General features: G+C 74.6%; 2 protein-coding genes. Both read right to left on the bottom strand.

Translation table 11 applies throughout. The annotated features are described in order from the left end of the window. Positions 1-14: 14 nt before the first annotated feature. Positions 15-230 (bottom strand): MbtH family protein, encoded by a 216-nt coding sequence (locus ACI2K4_RS05100; protein WP_404508880.1) that lies wholly within the window; start codon positions 228-230, stop codon positions 15-17. After that, a complete protein-coding gene (locus tag ACI2K4_RS05095) occupies positions 227-21172 on the bottom strand; it encodes an amino acid adenylation domain-containing protein (RefSeq protein WP_404508878.1) in 20946 nt (6981 codons plus the stop codon). The genes ACI2K4_RS05100 and ACI2K4_RS05095 overlap by 4 nt, the downstream gene beginning before the upstream one ends. Positions 21173-21265 lie beyond the last annotated feature (93 nt).

The raw sequence follows: 21265 nt of genomic DNA, 5'->3' as shown, positions 1-21265 counted from the left end.
CCGGTGACGAGCCGTTACCGGTCGGCGTCCATCGCCTCGACGAGAGACTTCGGCCGCAGGTCCGTCCAGTTGGTCTCGACGTAGTCCAGGCACTCCTGCCGGGCCCCCGGGCCGTGCGCGATCGTCCAGCCCCCGGGTACGTCCACGAACGACGGCCAGAGGCTGTGCTGGTTCTCGTCGTTGACCAGCACCAGGTAGGTGCCATCCGGGTCTTCGAACGGGTTGGTCATCGATCTCTCCTCGGGTTGGATTCGACGGACGCGACGAGTGCCCGCAGCGCCCCGGTGAACGTATCGCCCAGGCGCCGTACGGCAGCCTCGGTCAGCACCGCGCCGGGCCAGCTCCAGCCGGTGACCAGGTACGGCCCGTCGGCGCGGTCCTCCACGTGCACGGTGACGCCGAGACCGTACGTCTGGGTCATCTCCGGATCCGCGTTCTGTGCCGCCGCGACCGCCATCTCCGGCGCGAAGGCCCAGTCGGTGGCCTCCGGCAGCCCGAACCGGCCCAGGTAGTTCACCTGGATCTGGGGCAGTCCGAGCGCCCCGAGCGTCGGTGCGGTACGGGGGTTCAGGTAACGCAGGAGCCCGTAGCCGATGCCGTTGTCCGGCACCGCGCGAAGTTGGTCCCGTACCCGGGTGACGACTTCGGCCAGGTCCGCGACCGCGCCGGCCGGCTGGTCGAGCCGGACCGGACCGGGGTCCAGACGGACCGGGTAGACGCTGGTGAACCAGCCGACGGTACGGGTGAGGTCGAGCCCGTCGACCCGCCCGTCCGGGCCGGCGACCGTCTCCTCCCGCCCGTGTCCCTCGACCGAGAACCAGACGCCGTCGCCGGTGGCCTCCCGGGTGACCTCGACGTCTGCGCCGGGATCGGCGGACGCTCGGCGGAACCGCGCCACGGCCAGGGCGAGCCCGGTCATCAGCAGCTCGTTGACCGAGACGTCGAGCGCGGCCGGGACCCGGGTCAGCAGTGGCGCCACCTCGGCCGGGCCGAGCGTCACACGTACCTCCCGGACGGTGGCGGCGGTGTCCCGAACGGGGTCCACCGGGTCGAACAGCGGGGTCGCTCCGGACATCACGTCGGCCCAGTATGGCAACTCCGCCTCCCGGGACGGCTCCACCGCGTGCCGGAGGAGCACCTCCGCCCAACGGGCGAAGGTGGTGCCCGCCGGGGTCACCGGGTCGGCGTCGCCCGGCTCGCCGGACGCCCAGGCGGCGGCCAGTTCCGGGACCAGCACCCGCCAGGAGACGCCGTCGACAACGAGGTGGTGCAGCATCAGCAGCAGCCGACCCGGGCGCTGCCCGGCGTCGAACCAGACCGCCTGGACCATCACGCCACGATCGGGGTCGAGCCGCTGCCGGGCCTGGCGCGCCTGCTCGTCCACCACGTCCCGCAGACCCGCGTCGTCCAGGGTCGACACGTCCACCCGGCGCAGCAGCGGCCGTACGTCGACCGTGCCCGGCGCCGGGACCCGCAGTGTCCAGCCGTCGGCGTCCGACCCGCCCCGGTCCAGCCGGGCCCGCAGCATGTCGTGCCGGTCCAGCACCGAACGCAGTGCCCCGGCCAGCCGATCCGTCCCGGCCCCGGCCGGCACCCGCAGCACCACCGACTGGTTGAACCCGGCGATCGGACCGGTCAGTTCCCGCAGCCAACGCATCACCGGGGTCAGCGGGACCACGGTCTGCACCGGCACCGCGACCTCGGCCAACGCGGCGACGGTACGCAGCCGGAACACGTCCCGGGGGCGGATCTCCAGGCCGGCGCGGCGGGCCAGCACCACCAACTGGATCGAGCCGGCGCTGTCCCCACCGACGGCGAAGAAGTCGTCCTCCACCCCGATGCCCGGTCGGTCCAGCGCTCGCGCGGCGACGCCGAGCAGGGTCCGTTCGGTCGGCGTACGTGGGTCCCGGCCCTGGGCCGGCGCCGGGTACTCCGGCGTGGGCAGGGCCGCCCGGTCGAGCTTGCCGTTGGAAAGCACCGGCAGCCGGGGCAGGACCACAAACGCGGTCGGGGTCATGTACTCCGGCAGCAGCCCGGTCAGGTGTGCCCGCAGCGACGCCGGGTCGAGCGTTGCCCCGGTCGTGCCGACCAGGTACGCCACCAGGTGCCGGCCGCGCGCCCGGTCGTCGCGTACCACCACGCTGGCTCGGCCGACCTCGGGGTGGCGGACCAGGGCCGCCTCGATCTCGCCCGGTTCGATCCGGAAGCCCCGGATCTTCACCTGGTCGTCGGCGCGCCCGGCGTAGTCGAGTTGCCCGTCCGCCGTCCAGCGGGCCAGGTCCCCGGTGCGGTACATGCGCGCGCCGGGCGGACCGTACGGGTCGGCGACGAACCGCTCGGCGGTGAGCCCGGGTCGGCGCAGGTAACCCCGGGCCAGACCGGCACCGGCGAGGTAGAGCTCCCCGGTGACCCCGGGCGCCACCGGCCGCAGCGCGGGGTCGAGGACGTACGCCCGGGTGTTGTGCACCGGGCGGCCGACCACCGGTACGGCACTGTCCCGGAACCGGCCGACCAGCGCGTCGACGGTGCACTCGGTCGGGCCGTACAGGTTGTAGCTCTCGGTCCCGGTCAGCTCCCGCAGCCTGGTCCAGAGCGCCGGTGGGACCGCCTCGCCGCCGACCCCGACCACGGCGAGCCCGCAGCGGCCGTCCCGGATCAGGCCGGCGTCGGCCATCGCGGCGAAGTGCGCCGGGGTGACCTCGACGAAGTCGAGCGCGGCGTGTGCGACCTCGGCGGCCAGCCGGGCCGGGTCGCGCCGGGTCTCGTCGTCGACGACGTGCAGCGCGTGCCCGTCGAAGAGCCAGAGCTGGGGCTGCCAGGCGGCGTCGAAGGAGAACGACCAGGCATGGCCGACCCGCAGGTGTCGCCGGCCGGTCGCCGCGACCGCCGGGCGGTAGAGCGTCTCCCGGTGGCTGTGGAAGAGGTTGACCAGGCTCCGGTGGCTGACCACGACGCCCTTGGGCCGCCCGGTCGACCCGGAGGTGTAGATCACGTACGCCGGGTGGTCGGGTCGCAGCGGGATGAGCCGGTCGGCGTCGCCGAACGGGTGGGCGGCCTGCCCGGCGAGCAGCTCGGCGGTGTCGGCCGTGTCGAGCGGCAGCGTGGCCCGACCGGTCGCCGGCAGGTCCCGGGCGAGTGCGGTGGTGGTCACCAGCAGCACCGGGTCGGCGTCGTCGAGCATCATCGCCACCCGGTCGGTCGGCAGGTCCGGGTCGACCGGAAGGTACGCGGCACCGGCCTGCTGGGTGGCGAGGATCGCGGTGATCATCTGTGCGCCTCGGGGCAGCGCCAGCGCGACCACCCGCTCCGGTCCGGCGCCCCGGGCGACGAGCACCCGGGCCAGCCGGTTCACCCGGGCGGCGAGTTCGGCGTACGACCAGCCGCCCGGGTCGGTGTCGGGTCCGACCACCGCGACCGCGTCCGGCGACTCGACCACCCGCGCGGCGAACAGCGCCGGCATGGTGCCGACCGGTACGTCCAGCGGGTCGCCGACGCCGGTGGCGAGGATCCGTTCCCGTTCGGCGCCGGGCAGGAGGTCGACGGAGCCGACGGGTCGGTCCGGGTCCTGGGCCAGCGCGGTCAGCACCCGGACGAAGGCGTCGGTGAACCGGCGTACGGTGTCGGCGTCGAACAGGTCGGGGCGGTACTCGGCCACCAGGGACAGTCTGTCGCCGGGGGCCACCGCCCAGGTCAGCGGATAGTGGGTGGCGTCGCGTCCGCCGGCCGGCCGGATCCGCAGCCCGGTCTCGACCGGGACCTCGCCCCCGTCGGTCGGCTCGGAAGCGGTCGGCTCGGAAGCGGTCGGGTCGGGGATCGAGGGGAAGTTCTCGAACACCACCAGGCTGTCGAAGAGTTCGCCGAGGCCGGCGGCCCGCTGGATCTCCGCCAGGCCCAGGTGCTCGTGCTCGACCAGCCGGGACTGGGTCTGCCAGACCCGGTCCAGCACCTCGCCGAGCGATTCGGCCGGGGCGCAGCGGACCCGTACCGGCACGGTGGTGATGAACAGGCCGAGCATCGACTCCATGCCGGGCAGGTCGGCCGGGCGACCGGAGACGGTGGCACCGAAGACCACGTCGTCCCGGCCACGCAGCCGGCCCAGCGCGATGCCCCAGGCGGCGCGCACGACGGCGCCGAGGGTCAGGCCCCGGGAGCGGGCCAGCGCGGTCAGCGCCGCCGTCACCGTCGCCGGAAGCACGACCTCGTGCAGCCGGGGCGCGACCGGCAGCCGGGTCGGCTCGGCCGGCGCGAGCAGCGTCGGCTCGTCCAGTCCGGCCAGCTCCGCCGCCCAGGCCGAGCGGGCCGCGTCCCGGTCCTGCCGGGCGAGCCAGCCGAGGTAGTCGCGGAACGGTACGGCCGGGGCGAGCGCGGACGGGTCGCCGTCGGCGGCGTACAGGGCGGCGAGTTCGCCGACCAGGGGTGGCCCGGACCAGCCGTCGAGCAGCAGGTGCTGGTGGGTGAGGAGGAGCCGGTGCCAACCGGTGCCGTACCGGACCAGCAGCAGCCGCAGCAGCGGCGGGCGGGCCGGGTCGAACCGGGTGGCCTGCTGGTCGAGCAGCGCCCGCCAGGCGTCGGCGGTCTCCCCCTCGCCAAGACCGGACAGGTCCTCTTCCGCCCAGGGCACCGGGGCGTACGCCGGCACCAGCGCCACCGGTCGGCCGGAGCCGAGGTAGCGGAACCCGGCGCGCAGGTTCGGGTGCCGGTCGAGCAGTGCCTGCCCGGCCCGGCGCAACCGGGCCGGGTCGACCGGTCCGGTCAGCTCGAACCAGGTCTGCACGGTGTAGACGTCCGGCCCGTCGGCGTCGAGCGAGGCGTGGAAGAGCAGCCCGGCCTGGAGCGGGGTCAGCGGCAGCAGTTCGGCCGGAGCCGGGTCGAAGGTGCCGACCTCGGCCCGCTCGGCCGGGTCCAACGCCAGCAGGCCGCTGCCGTCCGGGGCGCTGCCGTTCGGGGCGGCCGTCGTGGTCAGCTCGGTCGCCTCACGGGCCAGCCCGGCGGGCGTACGGGCCTGGAACACCGCCGCCGGCCGGAGCGCCAGACCCTCACGGCGGGCCCGGCTGACGAGTTGGATGGCGACGATGCTGTCCCCGCCGAGGGCGAAGAAGTCGTCGTCGGCGCCGACCCGGGGCAGGTGCAGCAACTCGGCGACGAGCCGGCAGAACACCTCCTCCCGGGCGGTGGCGGGGGCCCGACCGCCGGTCGCCGCGCCGAAGTCGGGCGCGGGCAGGGCCCGACGGTCGAGTTTGCCGTTCGCGGTCAGCGGTAGCGGGCCGGCGAGCACCACCAGCGCGGCCGGCACCATGTACTCGGGCAGCAGCCCGGACACGTGTTCCCGCAGCGCCGCCGGGTCGAGTGCGGCCGGGTCACCGGTTTCGGGTACGCCGCCGGTTTCGGGTACCACGTACCCGGCGAGCCGGACCACGGTGCCGGTGCGGTCGGCGACGACGGCGGCCTGGGCCACCGCCGGGTGTCCGGCCAGCGCAGCCTCGATCTCCCCCAGCTCGATCCGGAAGCCACGGATCTTGACCTGGTCGTCGACCCGACCGAGGAAGTCGAGGTTGCCGTCGGCCCGCCAGCGGGCCCGGTCACCGGTGCGGTACATCCGGGCGCCGGGCCGACCGAACGGGTCGGCGACAAAGCGCTCGGCGGTCAACCCCGGTCGGCCGAGGTAACCACGGGCCAGGCCCCGGCCGGCGACGTACAACTCGCCGACCACGCCGGGCGGGACCGGTCGCAGGGCGGCGTCGAGCACGTAGACCCGGGTGTTCGGGTCGGGGCGGCCGATCGGTACGGCCGCGTCCCAGTCCGGCTGCGCCGCCCAGAGGGTGGAGTTGACCGTCGCCTCGGTCAGCCCGTACGCGCCGAAGACCCGCTGGCGGCGGGCCAGCCGGCGGATCAGGTCCGGCGGCACCGTCTCGGTGCCGACCAGGATGGTGCCGCCGTCCGGCAGTTCGCAGTCCGCCGGCAGCGCCGAGAGCAGCGACGGCGGCAGGATCATGTGGGTCACGCCGTGCACCCGCAGGAAGTCGGTGAGCGGGTGGTCGGCGACCCGGGCCTCGTCCGGGACCAGCACCAGTCGCCCACCCACGCACAACGACATGACCAGGTCGAACACGGCCACGTCGAAGCCGACCGAGGCGAACTGCGACACCCGGCTGGTCGGGGTGACGCCCATCCGGTCCACGGCGGTGGCGATCAGGCTGCCGATGCCCTCGTGGCTGACCACGACGCCCTTCGGGCGACCGGTCGAGCCGGAGGTGTAGATGACGTACGCGGCGTGGTCGAGCCCGACCGGTATCCGGGTCGACGCCGGGTCGAGCGGGCCGTCGGGCAGCCCGGCCAGTTCGGCGGCCGTCCCGGGCTCGTCCAGGATCAGCCGGCGTACGTCGGCACGCTCCGGCAGCCGGTCCGCCGCCGCCCCGGTGAGCAGCACCAACCGGGTGCCGCTGTCGGTGAGCAGGTAGTCGAGCCGGTCCGCCGGCAGGGTCAGCTCCAGCGGCAGGTACGCGGCACCGAGCTTGAGCACGCCGAGCACCGCCGCCACCATCTCCCGGGACCGGGGTACGGCGAGGCCGACCACGTCACCGACCCGGACCTCGTGCCCGGCGAGCAGCCGGGCGATCCGGTTGGAGCGGGCGTCGAGTTGGGCGTACGTCCACTCGCCGTCGGTGTCGACCACCGCGACCGCGTCCGGGCGCTCCGCCACCCGGGCGCCGAACAGCTCGGGCACGGTCCCCTCGTCGACCGGCCGGTCGGCGTCGTTGAGGTGGTGCAGGACCCGCTGCCGCTCGGTCTCGTCGAGCAGGTCGACCCGGCTGACCGGGGCGTCGGGGTCGGCGGCGACCGCCTCGACCAGCCGACTCAGTCGCCGGCCGATCGCGGCTACCGTGCCGGCGTCGAACAGGTCGGCCCGGTATTCGAGCAGGACCTCGATCGAGTCCTCGTCGGACTGCTCGGCGAAGCCGAACACCAGGTCGAACCGGGCGGCACCGGCCGCGTACGGCTCCGGGGTGGCCTCCAGGCCGCCGAGTTCCAGCCGGTCACCGCTGCGGTTGCGGTAGACCACCATCACCTGGAACAGCGGGTTGTCGGTGACCGAGCGGTCCGGGTTGAGGGCCCGGACCACGGCCTCGAACGGCACGTCCTGGTGCGAGAACGCGGCCAGGTCGGCGGTGCGTACCCGGCCGAGCAGTTCGGTGAAGCTCGGGTCGCCGCTGACGTCGGTACGCAGCACCAGCGTGTTGACGAAGAACCCGATCAGGTGGTCGAGTGCCTCGTCGGTGCGGCCGGCGATCGGGGCGCCGAGCGGGATGTCGGTGCCGGCGCCGAGCCGGTGCAGCAGTGCCGCCACCGCCGCCTGCCCGACCATGAACATACTGGCGCCGGTGGCCTGGGCGAGTTGGCGCAGGGCGCGTACGGCCACCGGGTCGAGCGCGAGCGTGGTCTCGCCGCCGGCCCGGACCCCCTGCCCGGGGCGGGGCACCCGGTCGGTCGGCAGTTCCAGCCGCTGCGGCGCGTCGCGCAGCGTCTCCCGCCAGAAGGCGAGTTGCCGGGCGGCGAGGCTGTCCCGGTCTTCCGGGTCGCCGAGCAGGTCACGCTGCCAGAGCGTGTAGTCGGCGTACTGGACCGGGAGCGGGGACCAGTCCGGGGCGGCGCCGACGCGCCGGGCCGCGTACGCGGTCCCGAGGTCGCGCAGGAACGGCCCGTCGGACCACTCGTCGGTGGTGATGTGGTGCAGCAGGAAGATCACCACGTGTTCGTCCGGGGTGAGCCGGGCGATGGTGACCCGCAGCGGCAGTTCGGTGGCGAGGTCGAACGGGCGGGTCGCGGCGGCCCGGACCACGTCGGCGAGGTCGGCCCGGTCGACGGCGACAACCCGCACCACCGGGTGGGCCTCGGCCGGCGGCACGACCCGCTGCGTCGGCAGCCCGTCGTGCTCGACGATCAGGGTACGCAGCGCCTCGTGGCGGAGCAGAACGTCGCGGATCGCGGCGGTGAACGCCGTCTCGTCGAGTGCCCCGCGCAACCGGGCCACCAGCGGGAAGTTGTACGCCGGTGACTCCGGTTCGAGCTGCTGGATGACCCAGAGCCGCTGCTGGGCGTACGCGGCGGGGAGCGGGTCGGGCCGGTCGGCGGGGAGCAGCGCCGGCCGTACGGGTGCCCCGGACTCGGGTGCGATCCGGGTGGCCAGTTCGGCCACGGTGGGTGCCTCGAACAGGTCCCGGATGGAGAGTTCCGCGCCGATCACACTGCGGGCGCGGCCGATCAGCCGGGTGGCGAGCAGCGAGTGTCCACCGAGGTCGAAGAAGCTGTCCCGGACGCCGACCGCGGGCAGCCCGAGTACGTCGGCGAAGAGCTGGCAGAGCGCCTTCTCCCGCTCGGTGGCCGGGGCCTGGTCGCCGGTGACGGTGGCGGCCGGTTCGGCGTCCGGCAGCGCCCGTACGTCGAGTTTGCCGTTGACGGTCAGCGGCAGCGCGGCGAGGGTGACCAGCGCGGCCGGCACCATGTAGTCGGGCAGCCGTGACTTGAGGTGTTCGCGCAGGCGGGTGGTGAGGGCGGCGACGCCCCGGGCGACCGCCGGCCGGTTCGCGCACTCGTCCGGTGTCGCGGCGACCCGCAGCGGCCGGCAGAGGTCGACCGGGAGCCGGTCGTCGAGCAGTTCCGGACGGACGAAGACCGCGTCCAGGCTGCCGTCGGAGACCGGTGACCAGGTGCTGAGGACCCGGTAGCCGAGCCGTTCACCGAGTTCGTGCAGGGCTTCCGGCTCCACGCCGGGCCCGGTGGCGGCCTCGGACCGGGCGGCCTCGGCCCGGTCCGGCTCCAGGTCGTGCAGCACGGCGAGTTCGGCGGCTAGCCGGGCGTTCGGTACGCGCTCCACCCGCAACCGGTCCGGGCGTTGCCGCTCCAGGTACGCCGCCAGGTCACCCAGGTCCGCGACGGCACCGGACCCGCCCCAGCGGACGGTGGGCGCGTCGCCGAGCGACAGTGTCCGCTGGGCGGGTGTCGAGCTTTGCCGGGCGGGTGTCGAGCCGAGTCGGCGCAGGACGACGTCGTACCGGTGGCGGCTCAGTTCGTTGTGCCGGTGCCCGCGCTTGGTCCGTACGTCGACCGCGACCGGGGTGGTCCGTTCCCAGGCCGCCGGCAGGGCGACGAACAGGTCCGGGTCGAGCAGTAGTTCCTTCTCCAGCAGCAGGCTGCGCTCGACCGCGCGGCGGAGCCGGTCGAGGTCGGTGCCGGCCCCGGACCGGCTCGCCTGTACGGCGGCGTGGAACGTCCGGGCCAGGCGCAGGTTGCGTACGTCGCCGACAAAGAGCGAGCCGCCCGGGACCAGCAGGTCCACCGCACCGGCGAGCACCTCGACCAGGTACTCGACGCTCGGGAAGTACTGCACCACCGAGTTGATCACGATGGTGTCGAAGTAGTCCCGGGGCAGCCCGTCGAGCGTGTCGGCCGGCTGGTGCCGCAGCTCGACCCGACCGGCCAGCTCCGGCATCGTCGCGGTGTCGGCCCGCAGTTTCTCGATCACCGGGCCGGCGAAGTCGGTGCCCCAGTATGCCTCACAGTCCGGCGCGAGCCGGGACAGCAGCAGTCCGGTGCCGACGCCGATCTCCAGCACCCGCCGGGGGCGCAGCTCCCGGATCCGGGCGACGGTCGCCTCCCGCCACTCGCGCATGTCGTCGAGCGGGATCGGCTGCCCGTCGTAGCTGCTGTCCCAGCCGGCGAAGTCCTCCTCGGCGACGGCGGTGCCGATGGCGGCGTACTCGTCGTGGTAGATCTGCTGCCACTCGGCCAGGTGGTCGCGCTCGTTGCCGGCGTCGACACCGGTCGCCGGGACCAGGTAGCCGACCAGCCGCTTGCCGGCGCCGTTCGCGCCCTCCTTGGTGATGACGGCGGCGCGGGCCACGTCCGGGTGCTCGACCAGGACCGACTCGATCTCGCCCAGTTCCACCCGGTAACCCCGGATCTTGACCTGGTCGTCGGTCCGGCCGAGGAAGTCGAGGTTGCCGTCCGGGCGGCGCCGGACCAGGTCCCCGGTGCGGTAGAGGCGCTGCCCGGGACCACCGAACGGGTCGGCGACGAACCGGGACGCGGTCAGGCCCGGTGCGCCCAGGTAGCCCCGGGCCAGACCGGCGCCGCCGATGTACAGCTCACCGGGACGGCCGTCGGGCACCGGCCGCAACCACGGGTCGAGCAGGTACGCCCGGGTGTTCCAGATCTCCCGCCCGACCGTCGGGGTGGCACTGTCCTCGGTGCCACCGCCGAGGGTGTTGATGGTGTACTCGGTCGGCCCGTACAGGTTGTAGCCGAGCGTGCCGTCGGTGTCGCGCAGCCGGCCCCACACCTGGTCGGAGACAGCCTCACCGCCGAGCAGCACGAGCACCGGCCGGTGCCGCCCGGTCGCCGGGTCCTGGTGCAGCAGCCCCTCGGCGATCAGGTGGTCGGCGTACGTGGGGGTCACGTTGACCACGTCGATCCGGTGCCGGTCGCAGTACGCCACCAGCGCCTCGGCGTCGCGGCGCAGGTCCTCGTCGCAGACGTGCACCTCATGCCCCTCGACCAGCCAGAGCAGTTCCTCCCAGGACATGTCGAAGGCGAACGAGACGGTGTGCGCGATCCGCAGTCGCCGCCCGCCGGCCGCCGCCACCGTCGGCCCGAAAATCGCCTCCTGGTGGTTGAGCTGCATGTTGGTCAGCCCCCGGTACGGGGTCACCACGCCCTTGGGCCGTCCGGTCGACCCGGAGGTGTAGATGACGTACGCCGGGTGTTCGAGCCGGTCGGCCCGGGTACGGGCGAACGCCGGGTGCTCGCCGTCGGTGATCTCGGTCGGGGCCAACGCGTCGAGTTCGGCGGCGACCGCCGGATCGTCGACCGGGAGGACGACCGCCGGAACGTCGACCGGGAGGACGACCGCCGGAACGTCGACCGGGAGGACGACCGCCGGAACGTCGACCGCGAGCGTGCCGGGCAGTGCCAGTCGGGTCGCCACGGCGGTGGTGGTGAGCACGCAGACCGGTGCCGCGTCGGCCACCATGTGCGCCAGCCGCTCGACCGGGTGGTCCAGTTCCAACGGCAGGTACGCCGCACCCGTACGCAGCACCGCGAAGAGCGCGGCCACCATCTCCGCCGAGCGGGGCAGGGCCAGCGCGACCACCCGTTCCGGCCCGGCTCCCCGGGACAGCAGCAGCCGGGCCAGCCGGTTCACCCGAGCGTCGAGTTCCGCGTACGTCCACGACGAGGCGCCGAAGACCAGGGCGGTCTCGTCCGGCGTACGCCGAGCCTGGGCGCCGAGCAGGTCCGCGACCGTCTCGCCGGGCAGCGGGCGGGCGGTGGCGTGGGCCTGGGCCGCGAGCGCCGCGCGCTCCGGGGCCGGGAGCGGGTCCAGCCGGCCGACCGGGCGGGTCGGGTCGCCGGCCAGCCGTTCGAGCACGGTGGTGAAGCGGGCCAGCAGGCTCGCGGCGGTACTCGAAGCGACCGCGTCGTCCCGGTAGGCCAGGGTCGCGCGCAGCGTCGCGCCCGGCGCGACCACCAGGGTCAGCGGGTAGTGGGTGGCGTCGACGCTGCCCACCTCGGTCAGCCCGTGACGCTCCCGCAGGTCGGCGGCCTCGTCCTCGCCGCCGACCTGTTGCAGCGCGAAGAGGGTGTCGAAGAGCTGGCCGTGCCCACTGGCCCGCTGGACCTCGCCGAGGCCGAGGTACTCGTGCGGCATCAGCCCGGTCCGGGTCGTCTGCATCCGCCGCAGCAGGTCGCCGATCCGCTCGGTCGGATCGAGCGCGACCCGGACCGGCACGGTGTTGAGGAAGAGCCCGACCGCGTTGCCGACGTGCGGGATCTCGGCCGGGCGACCGGCGACGGTGGCGCCGAACACCACGTCGGACCGGCCGACCGAGGTGGAGAGCACCAGCGCCCAGGCGGCGTTGAGCAGGGTGTTGAAGGTGACGCCGCTCTCCCGCGCGGCCACCCGGAGCCGGTCGGTGACCGCCTCGGGCAGGGTCGCGCGGCGGCGGCTCGGCAGCACCGGCTGTCGGGCCCGGTCCGCCGGGGCGACCAGGGTGGGTTCGGCGAGGTCGGCGAACTCGTCCCGCCACGCGGCCAGCGCCGCCTCCCGGTCCTGCGCGCCGAGCCAGGTCAGGTAGTCCCGGTAGGAGCCGGCCGGGGCCAGGTCACGGTCGTCGCCGTCGGCGGCGTACAGGGCGAGGAGCTGGTCCAGTACGATCCGGGCCGACCAGCCGTCCCAGAGCAGCACGTGGTGGGTGATGACCAGGCGGTCGGTGCCGTCGCCGAGGCGGATCAGCAGCAGCCGGAACAGCGGCGGCCGGGCCAGGTCGAACCGGCGGGTCCGGTCGTCGGCGAGCAGCGCGTCGATCCGGGCCGCCCGCTCGGTCTCGACGATGTCGCCGAGGTCGACCACGCTCAGCGGTGGTGCCGGGGCGGTGGTGATGAACTGCACCGGCGTGGGGAGACCGTCGCCGGTGAACCCGGCCCGCAGGCCCGGGTTACGGGCGAGCAGGCTGGCGAGCGCGCTCCGCAGCCGGTCCGCGTCGATCCGCTCCGCCGTCTCGAACGCCACCTGGGCGGTGTACACGTCCAACTCGCCCTGGTCGTAGCTGGCGTGGAAGAACAGGCCCTCCTGCAACGGCGACAGCGGCCACACCTCGGCCACCGGCCACGGGCTGCGGGCCCGTACCAGTTCCAGTTCGGCCGGTTCGAGTTCCGGTCCGGCCGGTTCGAGCACGGCGAACTTCCCGGGCACACCGGGACCTTCGGCCGTGGCGTGGTCGTCGTCGGTGCTGCCGGTCAGCTCGGCCAGGGCCGCGAACCAGTGGTCGGCGAGCTGGCGTACCTCCGGCTCGGTCCAGACCACGGTGGACCAGGACCAGGTCACCGTCGGGGTGTCGCCGTCGCGGACGACAAGTTGCAGCGGGTGCGGCTGGGCGGTGCCGGTGCCCAGCCACTCGCCGCCCGCCAGCGGTCCCGCGTAGTCGACCAGCACCGCCGGCCGGGCCAGTTGGGCGAGGACCGGACCGGCCTGCGGGTTGAGGTAACGCAGCAGGTCGTGACCGGAGCCGTGGTCCGGTGCCGCGCGGCGGTGACGTACCACCTCGGGCAGGGCGTCGGCGGGATCGGTCACGGCGGGCAGGCGCACCGGGGTCACCCGGTGCAGCGGTCCCACCGTACGGGGGGCGTCGGCGCCGAGCGGCTGGCGTCCGGTGGTCAGCACGTCGACCAGCAGGTCCGCGTCGTCCTCGGGGCCCGACCACCGGGTCGCCGCCACCCGCAGCGCCGCGACCAGCAGGTCGGTCGGGTCGCCGTCGCTCCAGATGCGGGCGATCGGCAGTTCCATGGTGGACCGGGCGGCCGAGTCGGCACCGACCGGCAGCGGCCGGGCGAGAGCGTCGGCGCCGGGCGAAAGGATCGCCGCCCAGTGGGTCAGCTCGGCGAGACGTTCCGCGCGCTGCGCCTGCTCGCCGAGGTCACGGACGTGGTCGCGCAGGTGGACCGGGTCCCGCGCCGGCTCGGCAACCGGGGCGCGGCCGGCCAGCGCCGCCCGGCACAGTTCGCCCAGGTCGGCCAGGAGGGTCGGCCAGGACGCCTCGTCGACGGCCAACCGGTGCGCCACCAGCAGCAACCGGCCCGGCCGGTCGGGACCGGCGTCGTACCAGACGGCCTCGAACACCGCGCCGGCCTCCGGGTCGAGCCGGTCGAGCGCGTCGCGCAGCTCGCCGCCGACGTCGGCCCGATCCTCCGGGAACGGTCCGTCGACGATCCGGGGTAGCCGGTCGACGGTGGTGGGTTCGGCCGGGGTGACCTGCGAGGTCCAGAGCAGCGCACCGATCCGGGTCAACCGCTGGCGCAGGCCGTCGTGCCGGTGCAGCAGCGCGGCCAGCGCCGCGCGCAGGTGGGTCAGGGTCAGCCCGGCCGGCGTACGGGTGAGCACCCCGCTACCCGCCGGGCCGACCGGCAGGCCGCTCTCCCGCAGCCGGTGTACGGCCGGCGTCGGCGGCAGATCGCCGTACCGCTCCGAGTCGCGTGTTGCCTGCTCGGGTGTTGCCCGCTCGCCTGCCACCTGCTCGGGCACCGCCCGCCCTGGTGCCGGCTGGGTCGGTGTGGTCGGGGCCGGCTCCGGAGCGGCGAGTTCGGCCAACGCGGCCGGGGTCCGGTGGACGAACACGTCCCGGGGGCTGATCGCGACGTCGGCGGCGTGCGCCTGGTTGGCGACCCCGATCGACTGGATGCTGTCCCCGCCGAGGACAAAGAAGTCGTCGTCCGGCCCGACCTCGGGCAGCCCGAGCACCGACGCGAAGACCTCGCAGAACAGCCGTTCCCGATCGGTACGTGGGGCCCTGGTCGGTGTCCGGCTCACCCGGACCTCGGGCAGCGCGGCGAGGTCGAGCTTGCCGCTCGCCGTACGCGGCAGTTCGTCCAGCACCACGATCGCGGCCGGCACGAGTGCGGCCGGCACGGTCTCGGCCAGCGCGGCGAGCAGCGTCTCCGGCTCGACCCGTACGCCGGGCCGGGCGACCACGTACGCGACCAGCCGCGCCCCTCCGCTGCTGCCGGTACGGGCGACGACCGCGGCGGCGGCCAGTTCGGTACGGGCGCTCAGGTGTGCCTCGACCTCGCCGAGTTCCACCCGGTGCCCCCGGATCTTGACCTGCCGGTCGGTCCGCCCGAGGTATTCGAGGTTGCCGTCGGCGGCGGACCGGACCAGGTCACCGGTCCGGTACATCCGCTCCCCCGCCGGGCCGTACGGGTCCGCCACGAACCGGTGCGCGGTCAGCCCGGCCCGCCCGTGGTAGCCCCGGGCGAGTTGTACCCCGGCGACGTAGAGTTCGCCGGCCACCCCGTACGGCACCGGCCGCAGCCCGTCGTCGAGGACGTAGAGCCGGGTGCCCGCGACCGCCTGTCCGATCGGCACGGTCGCACCGGTCGCCGAGTCGACCGGCGACGGCGTCGCCTGCGCGCAGGTGACCTGGATGGTGGCCTCGGTCGGCCCGTACACGTTGTGCAGCGGCACGTTGGTCACCGCCTGCCAGCGCGCGGCCACCGACCGGGTCAGCACGTCGCCGCCGGCCAGCACCCGGCGCAGGCTGCCCAGCGTCGCGGCACCGGCCACCTCGACCGCGTCGGCGAACGCGCCGAGCATCGACGAGACGACCACCAGCGTGGTCACCCGGTGCCGGTCGACCGCCGCCGCCAGTCGCGCCGGGTCACCGGTCGCCTCGGGCGGGGTCAGCACCACCGCCGCGCCAGCGGTCAGCGGCCAGAAGATCTCCAGCGCCGCCGGGTCGAAACTCGCCGACAGGTGGTGCAACACCCGGTCGTCCGAGCCCAACCCGAACCGCCCCTGCACCCACCCAAGCTGACTGACAACCGCCCCATGCGGTACGAGCACCCCCTTGGGCCGCCCCGTAGACCCCGACGTATACAGCAGATACGCCCCCCGCTGCGGGGTAAGGAAGGGCCCCTTGTTATCGCTTTCCGTTGTAGAGGGGGCCCTTCCTAACGCTTCGGCGGGGGCGTCGAGCAGGAGGCGGTCGAGATCGGCGGAGGCCGGTAGGCGGACGGCGGCGGACGTGGTGGTGACGACGGTGCGTACGCCGGAGTCGGCGAGCAGGTACGCCAACCGCTCGGTCGGGTGGTCGACGTCCAGCGGCAGGTACGCCGCACCAGCCTTGAGTACGCCGAGCAGCGCCACCACCAGTTCCGCCGAGCGGGGCACGGCGACGGCGACGACGTGTTCGGGGCCGGTGCCCCCGGCCCGCAGCCGGTCGGCGAGTGCCGCCGCGCGGGAGTCCAGGTCTCGGTAGCTGAGCGTGTGATCGTCGGCGACCAGAGCCGGCGCGTCCGGCGTCCGCGCGACCTGCGCCTCGATCGCGGCGACCAACGTGACCGGAGCCGGAGCCAGGGAACCACGGAACAGCGGAGCCGGAGCCGGGGAAGCGGCGAGCAGCGGAGCCGGGGCCAGGGAACCACGGAGCAGCGGAGCCGGGGCCGGGGAAGCGGCGACGTACGTGGCCGGGCCGGTCAGGCGGGCCAGGATGTCCCGTCGTTCGTCGTCGGTCAGCAGGTCGACTCGCCCGGCGGGCCGGTTCGGATCGTCCACCACCTGGTGCAGGAGTCGGGTGAGCCAGGCGCCGATCCGCTCCACCCGGTCCGCGTCCACCCGTACGGCGTCGTACTTGAACCGCAGCTCGAGCCGGTCGCCGGGTACCACGATCAGCGCGAGCGGGTAGTGCCCCGCGTCGCGGTAGTCGAGCCCCGCGACCGTGACGCTGCCGCTCGGGTCACGCAGGTCGGCCTGGTCCGGGTAGTTTTCCAGCACCACGAGGGTGTCGAAGAGTTCGTCCAGCCCGGTGATCCGGTGCAGTTCGGCGAGCCCGAGGTGCTGGTGGTCGAGCAGGTCCGACTGCTCGGCGTGCAGCCGGGAGAGCACGTCGGACAGTGGCTGCTCGGGTCGCCAGCGGACCCGGACCGGGAGAGTGTTGATCAGCAGGCCGACCAGGTCGCCGATGCCGTCCAGGTCGGCGCCCCGGCCGCTCACGGTGGTGCCGAAGAGCACGTCGCGGGCTCCGGTGAGCTGTCCCAGCAGCAGGCCCCAGGTGCCCTGGAGCACGGCGCCGAGGGTGATGCCGTACTCGCGGGCGCGGGCGGTGAGGCCGGCGGCGAGCGGTTCGGGCAGTGTGACCCGCAGCTCCGCCGGGCGCGCCGGCCGGTCCGGCCCGGTGACCGGCACCAGCCGGGTCGGCTCGTCCACCCCGGCGAGCACCTGCCGCCAGGCGGCACGCGCGCCGTCGCGGTCCTGGCGGGCGAGCCAGGCCAGGTGCCGGCGGTACGGGGTGACCGGCGCCAGCCCGGGTGCCCGGTCGACCGGACCGTAGAGGGCGAGCAGGTCCCGGAGCAGGACCGGCACCGACCAGCCGTCGGCTACGATGTGCGGGAACTGCAACACCAGCCAGTGCCGTACGTCGTCGCGGCGCAGCAACAGCGCCCGCAGCAGCGGCGGTCGGCCGAGGTCGAACGGGCGGGCCCGTTCGGTGTCGGTCTCGGCGAGCAGCCGGGCCCGTTGGGCCGGTTCGTCCAGCCCGGTGAGGTCGACGGTGCGCCACGGCAGTTCGACCCCGGCGACGACGGCCTGGATCAGCCGCCCGTCCGGTCCGAGCCGGAACCCGGCCCGCAGCGGGGCGTGCCGGTCCAGCAGCCGCTGCCCGGCGACCCGCAGCACGGCCGGGTCGAGCGGTCCGTCGAGGTCGACGACGAGCTGCACCAGGTACGCGTCGGTGCCGGTGCCGTCGGCCAGGGCGTGGAAGTAGAACCCCTCCTGCATCGGCGTGACCGGCAGCGCCTCGACCAGCCCCGGCAGGTCGGCCGCGAGTTGGGCGGTGGCATCCTGGTCGAGCAGCGGCGGCAGGTCGTCGGCGACCGGCGCGGCGGCGGGGACCGCGACCGGGGCGAGCTGGGCGACCGTACGCCGGACGAAGACCTGCCGCAGGGTGATCGCGAGACCGGCCTGACGGGCCCGGATGACGAGTTGGATGGCCACGATGCTGTCCCCGCCGAGGGCGAAGAAGTCGTCGTCGATGCCGACCGTGGGCAGGTCCAGCACCTCGGCGTAGAGCGTGCAGAGCAGTTCCTCGCGGGCGCTGCGCGGACGTACGCCGGTGCTCAGCGCGCCCCGGTCCGGGACCGGCAGCGCGGCCCGGTCGAGTTTGCCGCTGCCGGTGACGGGCAGCCGGTGCAGCGCCACGATCGCGGCCGGCACCATGTAGTCGGGCAGCCAGGCCCGCGCCCGCTCGCGCAGCCGGCGCAGCAGGGTGGTGATGTCGCGGAAGCGGACCGGACGGTTGGCGTGCTCGGGTCGGGGTGCGCCGGACCAGCCGGGTCGGTAGACCGGGCCGGGTACGGCGTCGCCGGTGCTGAACAGCACGTCGAGGCTGCCGTCGGTGGTGTCCGTGGTCCAGGTCGCGGTAACGGTGTAGCCGTACCGGTCGCCGAGTTGGTACAGGCTCTCCGGGTCGACCGGGTCCGTGTCCGGGCCGGTCGGCTCGTCGGTCGGCTCGTCGGTCGGTTCCTCGGTCAGCGTCCGTGCGGCGGCCAGGTCGACGGTGAGGCGTGCGTTCGGCACGCCGGTCACCCGGAACACCGGCGGACGGGCCTCGGCGAGCAGGTGCTCCAGCGCCTCGACGCCTGGCAGATCGTGACGCCACCGACGCACGGGAACGTCGGCAGCCGGCGAAGCCGCCGCGGCGCCGGCATCGGGCGAAACGGCGGGAATGCCGGCCGGGCGGCGGTGGAGCACCACGTCGTACCGGTAGCGGGTCAGTTCGTTGTGGTCCTCGCCCCGTTTGAGCCAGAGGTCGGCGGTGGCGACCTGCGGCAGTTCGCGGGCGAGGGCGGGGAAGAACTCCGGGTCGAGCAGCAGTTCGCCCTCCCAGGCGAGGTCCTGCTCCACCGCCGTCCGGGCGGCGTCGAGGTCGACCGGTTCGGCACCGCCGCCGCTGCGGCCAACCTGGATGGCGGCGCGCAGGGCGCGCAGCAACCGCAGGTTGCGTACGTCGCCGACGAAGACCCGGCCGCCGGGGGCGACCAGCTCCACCGCCTGGCGCAGCACCTCGGTCAGGTAGTCGGCGTCCGGGAAGTACTGCACCACCGAGTTGATCACGATGGTGTCGAACCGCCCGCCGGGCAGGCTGTCGAAGCGGTGTGCCGGCTGGGCCCGCAGGGTGACCTTCGCCCCCAGCTCGGGGTCCTGGTCCACCTGCCGGCGCAGGGAGGCGACCGCCTGCTCGGAGAGGTCGGTGCCCCAGTACTCGTCGCAGTCGGGCGCGAGTCCGGAGAGCAGCAGGCCGCTGCCGACGCCGATCTCCAGGATGCGCCGGGGCCGCAGGGCGGCGATCCGGGCGACGGTGGCGTCGCGCCAGGCGCGCATCTGGGCCAGCGGGATCGGCTGCCCGTCGTAGCTGCTGTTCCAGCCGGTGAAGTTCTGCGCGGCGGGTTCGGCCCGGCCGGCGGAGTAGAGCAGTTCGTGCAGGTCCTTCCACTGGGCGACCTGACGGTCGCCGGTGGTGGCGCCGGGTTGGCCGCCGGTGGCCGGGACGACGTACGCGACCAGTCGGCGCTCGCCGGGCCGGTCCTCGCGTACGGTCGCGACGACCTGGCTGATGTCGGGATCCCGGGCGAGGGCGGACTCGACCTCGCCGAGTTCGATCCGGTACCCACGGACCTTCACCTGGTCGTCGGCGCGGCCGACAAAGTCGAGCTGGCCGTCGGAGCGCCACCGGACCAGGTCACCGGTGCGGTAGAGCCGCTCGCCGGGGGCACCGAACGGGTCGGCGACAAACCGCTGCGCGGTCAGCGCCGGGCGACCGAGGTAGCCCCGGGCCAGGCCCGGACCACCGAGGTAGAGCTCACCGAGCACCCCGGCGGGGACCGGCCGTAGGGCACCGTCGAGCACGTACGCCCGGGTGCCCGGGTCGGGGCGACCGATCGGCACCGATGATCCGGTGCGGGTGGCCGGGTCGCAGCGGCCCAGGGTGGAGTTGACGGTCGCCTCGGTCGGCCCGTACGCGTTGAACATCCGCTGCCGGGTGGCGTAGCGGGCGACGAGTTCGGGGCTGACCCGTTCGGTGCCGGCGAGCAGGGTCGCCCCCTGCGGCAGCTCGACCTCCGGCGGCAGGGCGGCGAGCAGGGCCGGCGGCAGGATCATGAAGGTGGCGCCGTGGCGATGGGCGTACTCGGCCAGGTCGGCGGTGGGTAGCCGTCGCTCGGTGGGTACCACCACCAGCCGGCCGCCGGAGAGCAGGGCGAGGCAGAGGTCCCAGAACGCGACGTCGAAGCTCGGCGAGGCGAACTGGAGGACCCGGCTGTGCGGTCCGACACCGAAGCGCTCGGTCTGGGTGGCGAGCAGTTTGGCCACCCCGGTGTGCGAGAGCACGACGCCCTTGGGCTGCCCGGTGGAGCCGGAGGTGTAGATGACGTACGCGGTGTTGAGCACGCCGAGCGGTGCGGTCCGGTCGGCGTCGGTCGGGTCGTCGGCCCGGCCGGCGGCGATCTCCCGGGCCAGCTCGGGGTCGTCGAGCAGCAGCCGGGCGGTGCCCTCCCGGGCCGGTACGTCGGCGGCGAGATCGGTGGTGGTCAGCAGGCAGACCGGTGCCGCGTCGGCGAGCATGTACGCGATCCGCTCGGCCGGGTAGTCCACGTCCAGTGGCAGGTACGCGCCGCCGGCCTTGAGCACGGCCAGTTCCGCCACGATCAGGTCGACCGAGCGGGGCAGCGCGAGCGCGACCAGCCGCTCCGGGCCGACACCGGCCGCGACGAGCCGGTGGGCGAGCCGGTTGGCCCGCTCGTTGAGCTTTCGGTAGGTCAGCTCGACCCGGTCGAGGACCAGCGCGACGGCGTCCGGCGTACGGCGGACCCACTCCTGGAACAGGTGCGGCAGCGTCGCCGGTGGCACCGCCGTCGCGGTGTCGTTCCAGCCGTGCAGGATCAGGTGACGCTCGTCGTCGGTGAGCAGTTCGAGCCGGCCGATCGGCTGGTCCGGTCGGCGGAGCCCGTCGTCGAGCAGTCGCAGCAGGTGGTCGGCGAGCCGGTCGGCGGCGGCCCCGGCCAGCACCCCGTCGGCGGGTCGCAGCTCCAGCGCGTACCCGCCCGTGGTCTCGGCGAGCCCGAGCCAGAGGTCGAGGCGCGGGTCGGGGGTGCCGGCGTAGCCGACGTTGGTCAGCGGCGCGCCCCGGCGGGTCGGCCGGGCGCCGAGGTGAGCGGCGATCTCGGCCAGCGGCAGCGCGTACGCCGCCGCCTCGGCGCGGGCGGCGACGACCCGCTCGACCAGGGCACCCAGTCCGGCCCCGCCGTCCAGGTCCAGCCGCAGTGGCCGGTCCGCCACGTTCAGCAGCAGGTCCGGGCCGGCGCCGTAGCGCAGCAGCACGGCCGCCAGCCCGGCGAGCAGCACGTCGTCGGCGCCCGCGTCGGCCCGCCGGGCGTGCTCCGTGAGCCGGGCCGCCAGCGCGGACGGGAGCACCCGGTGCACCGTACGGGTTTCGGTGCCGGTGCGCGGGCCGGAGCCGGCCAGGTCCCCGTCCGGTACGTCCGACGGCAGCACGATCTCCGACGCGGCCGGGGTGAGCCGGTCCCGCCAGTACCGGAGGGCATCGTGCACGGTGGTCAGTTCGCTGGCGGACAAGAAGAATCACACCTCTTCGACGGGGTTCGCGCATGGACGTACGCGGGACGGCGACGGTCGGGGCCGGTTCCGCGCCGGGGCCGGGGCGTGCGG

The organism is Micromonospora sp. NPDC050397, assembly GCF_044901685.1.
Classification (GTDB): Bacteria; Actinomycetota; Actinomycetes; order Mycobacteriales; family Micromonosporaceae; genus Micromonospora_G.
The sequence above is the reverse complement of the archived record's forward strand: the minus strand, read 5'-3'. Positions and strand labels throughout refer to the sequence as shown.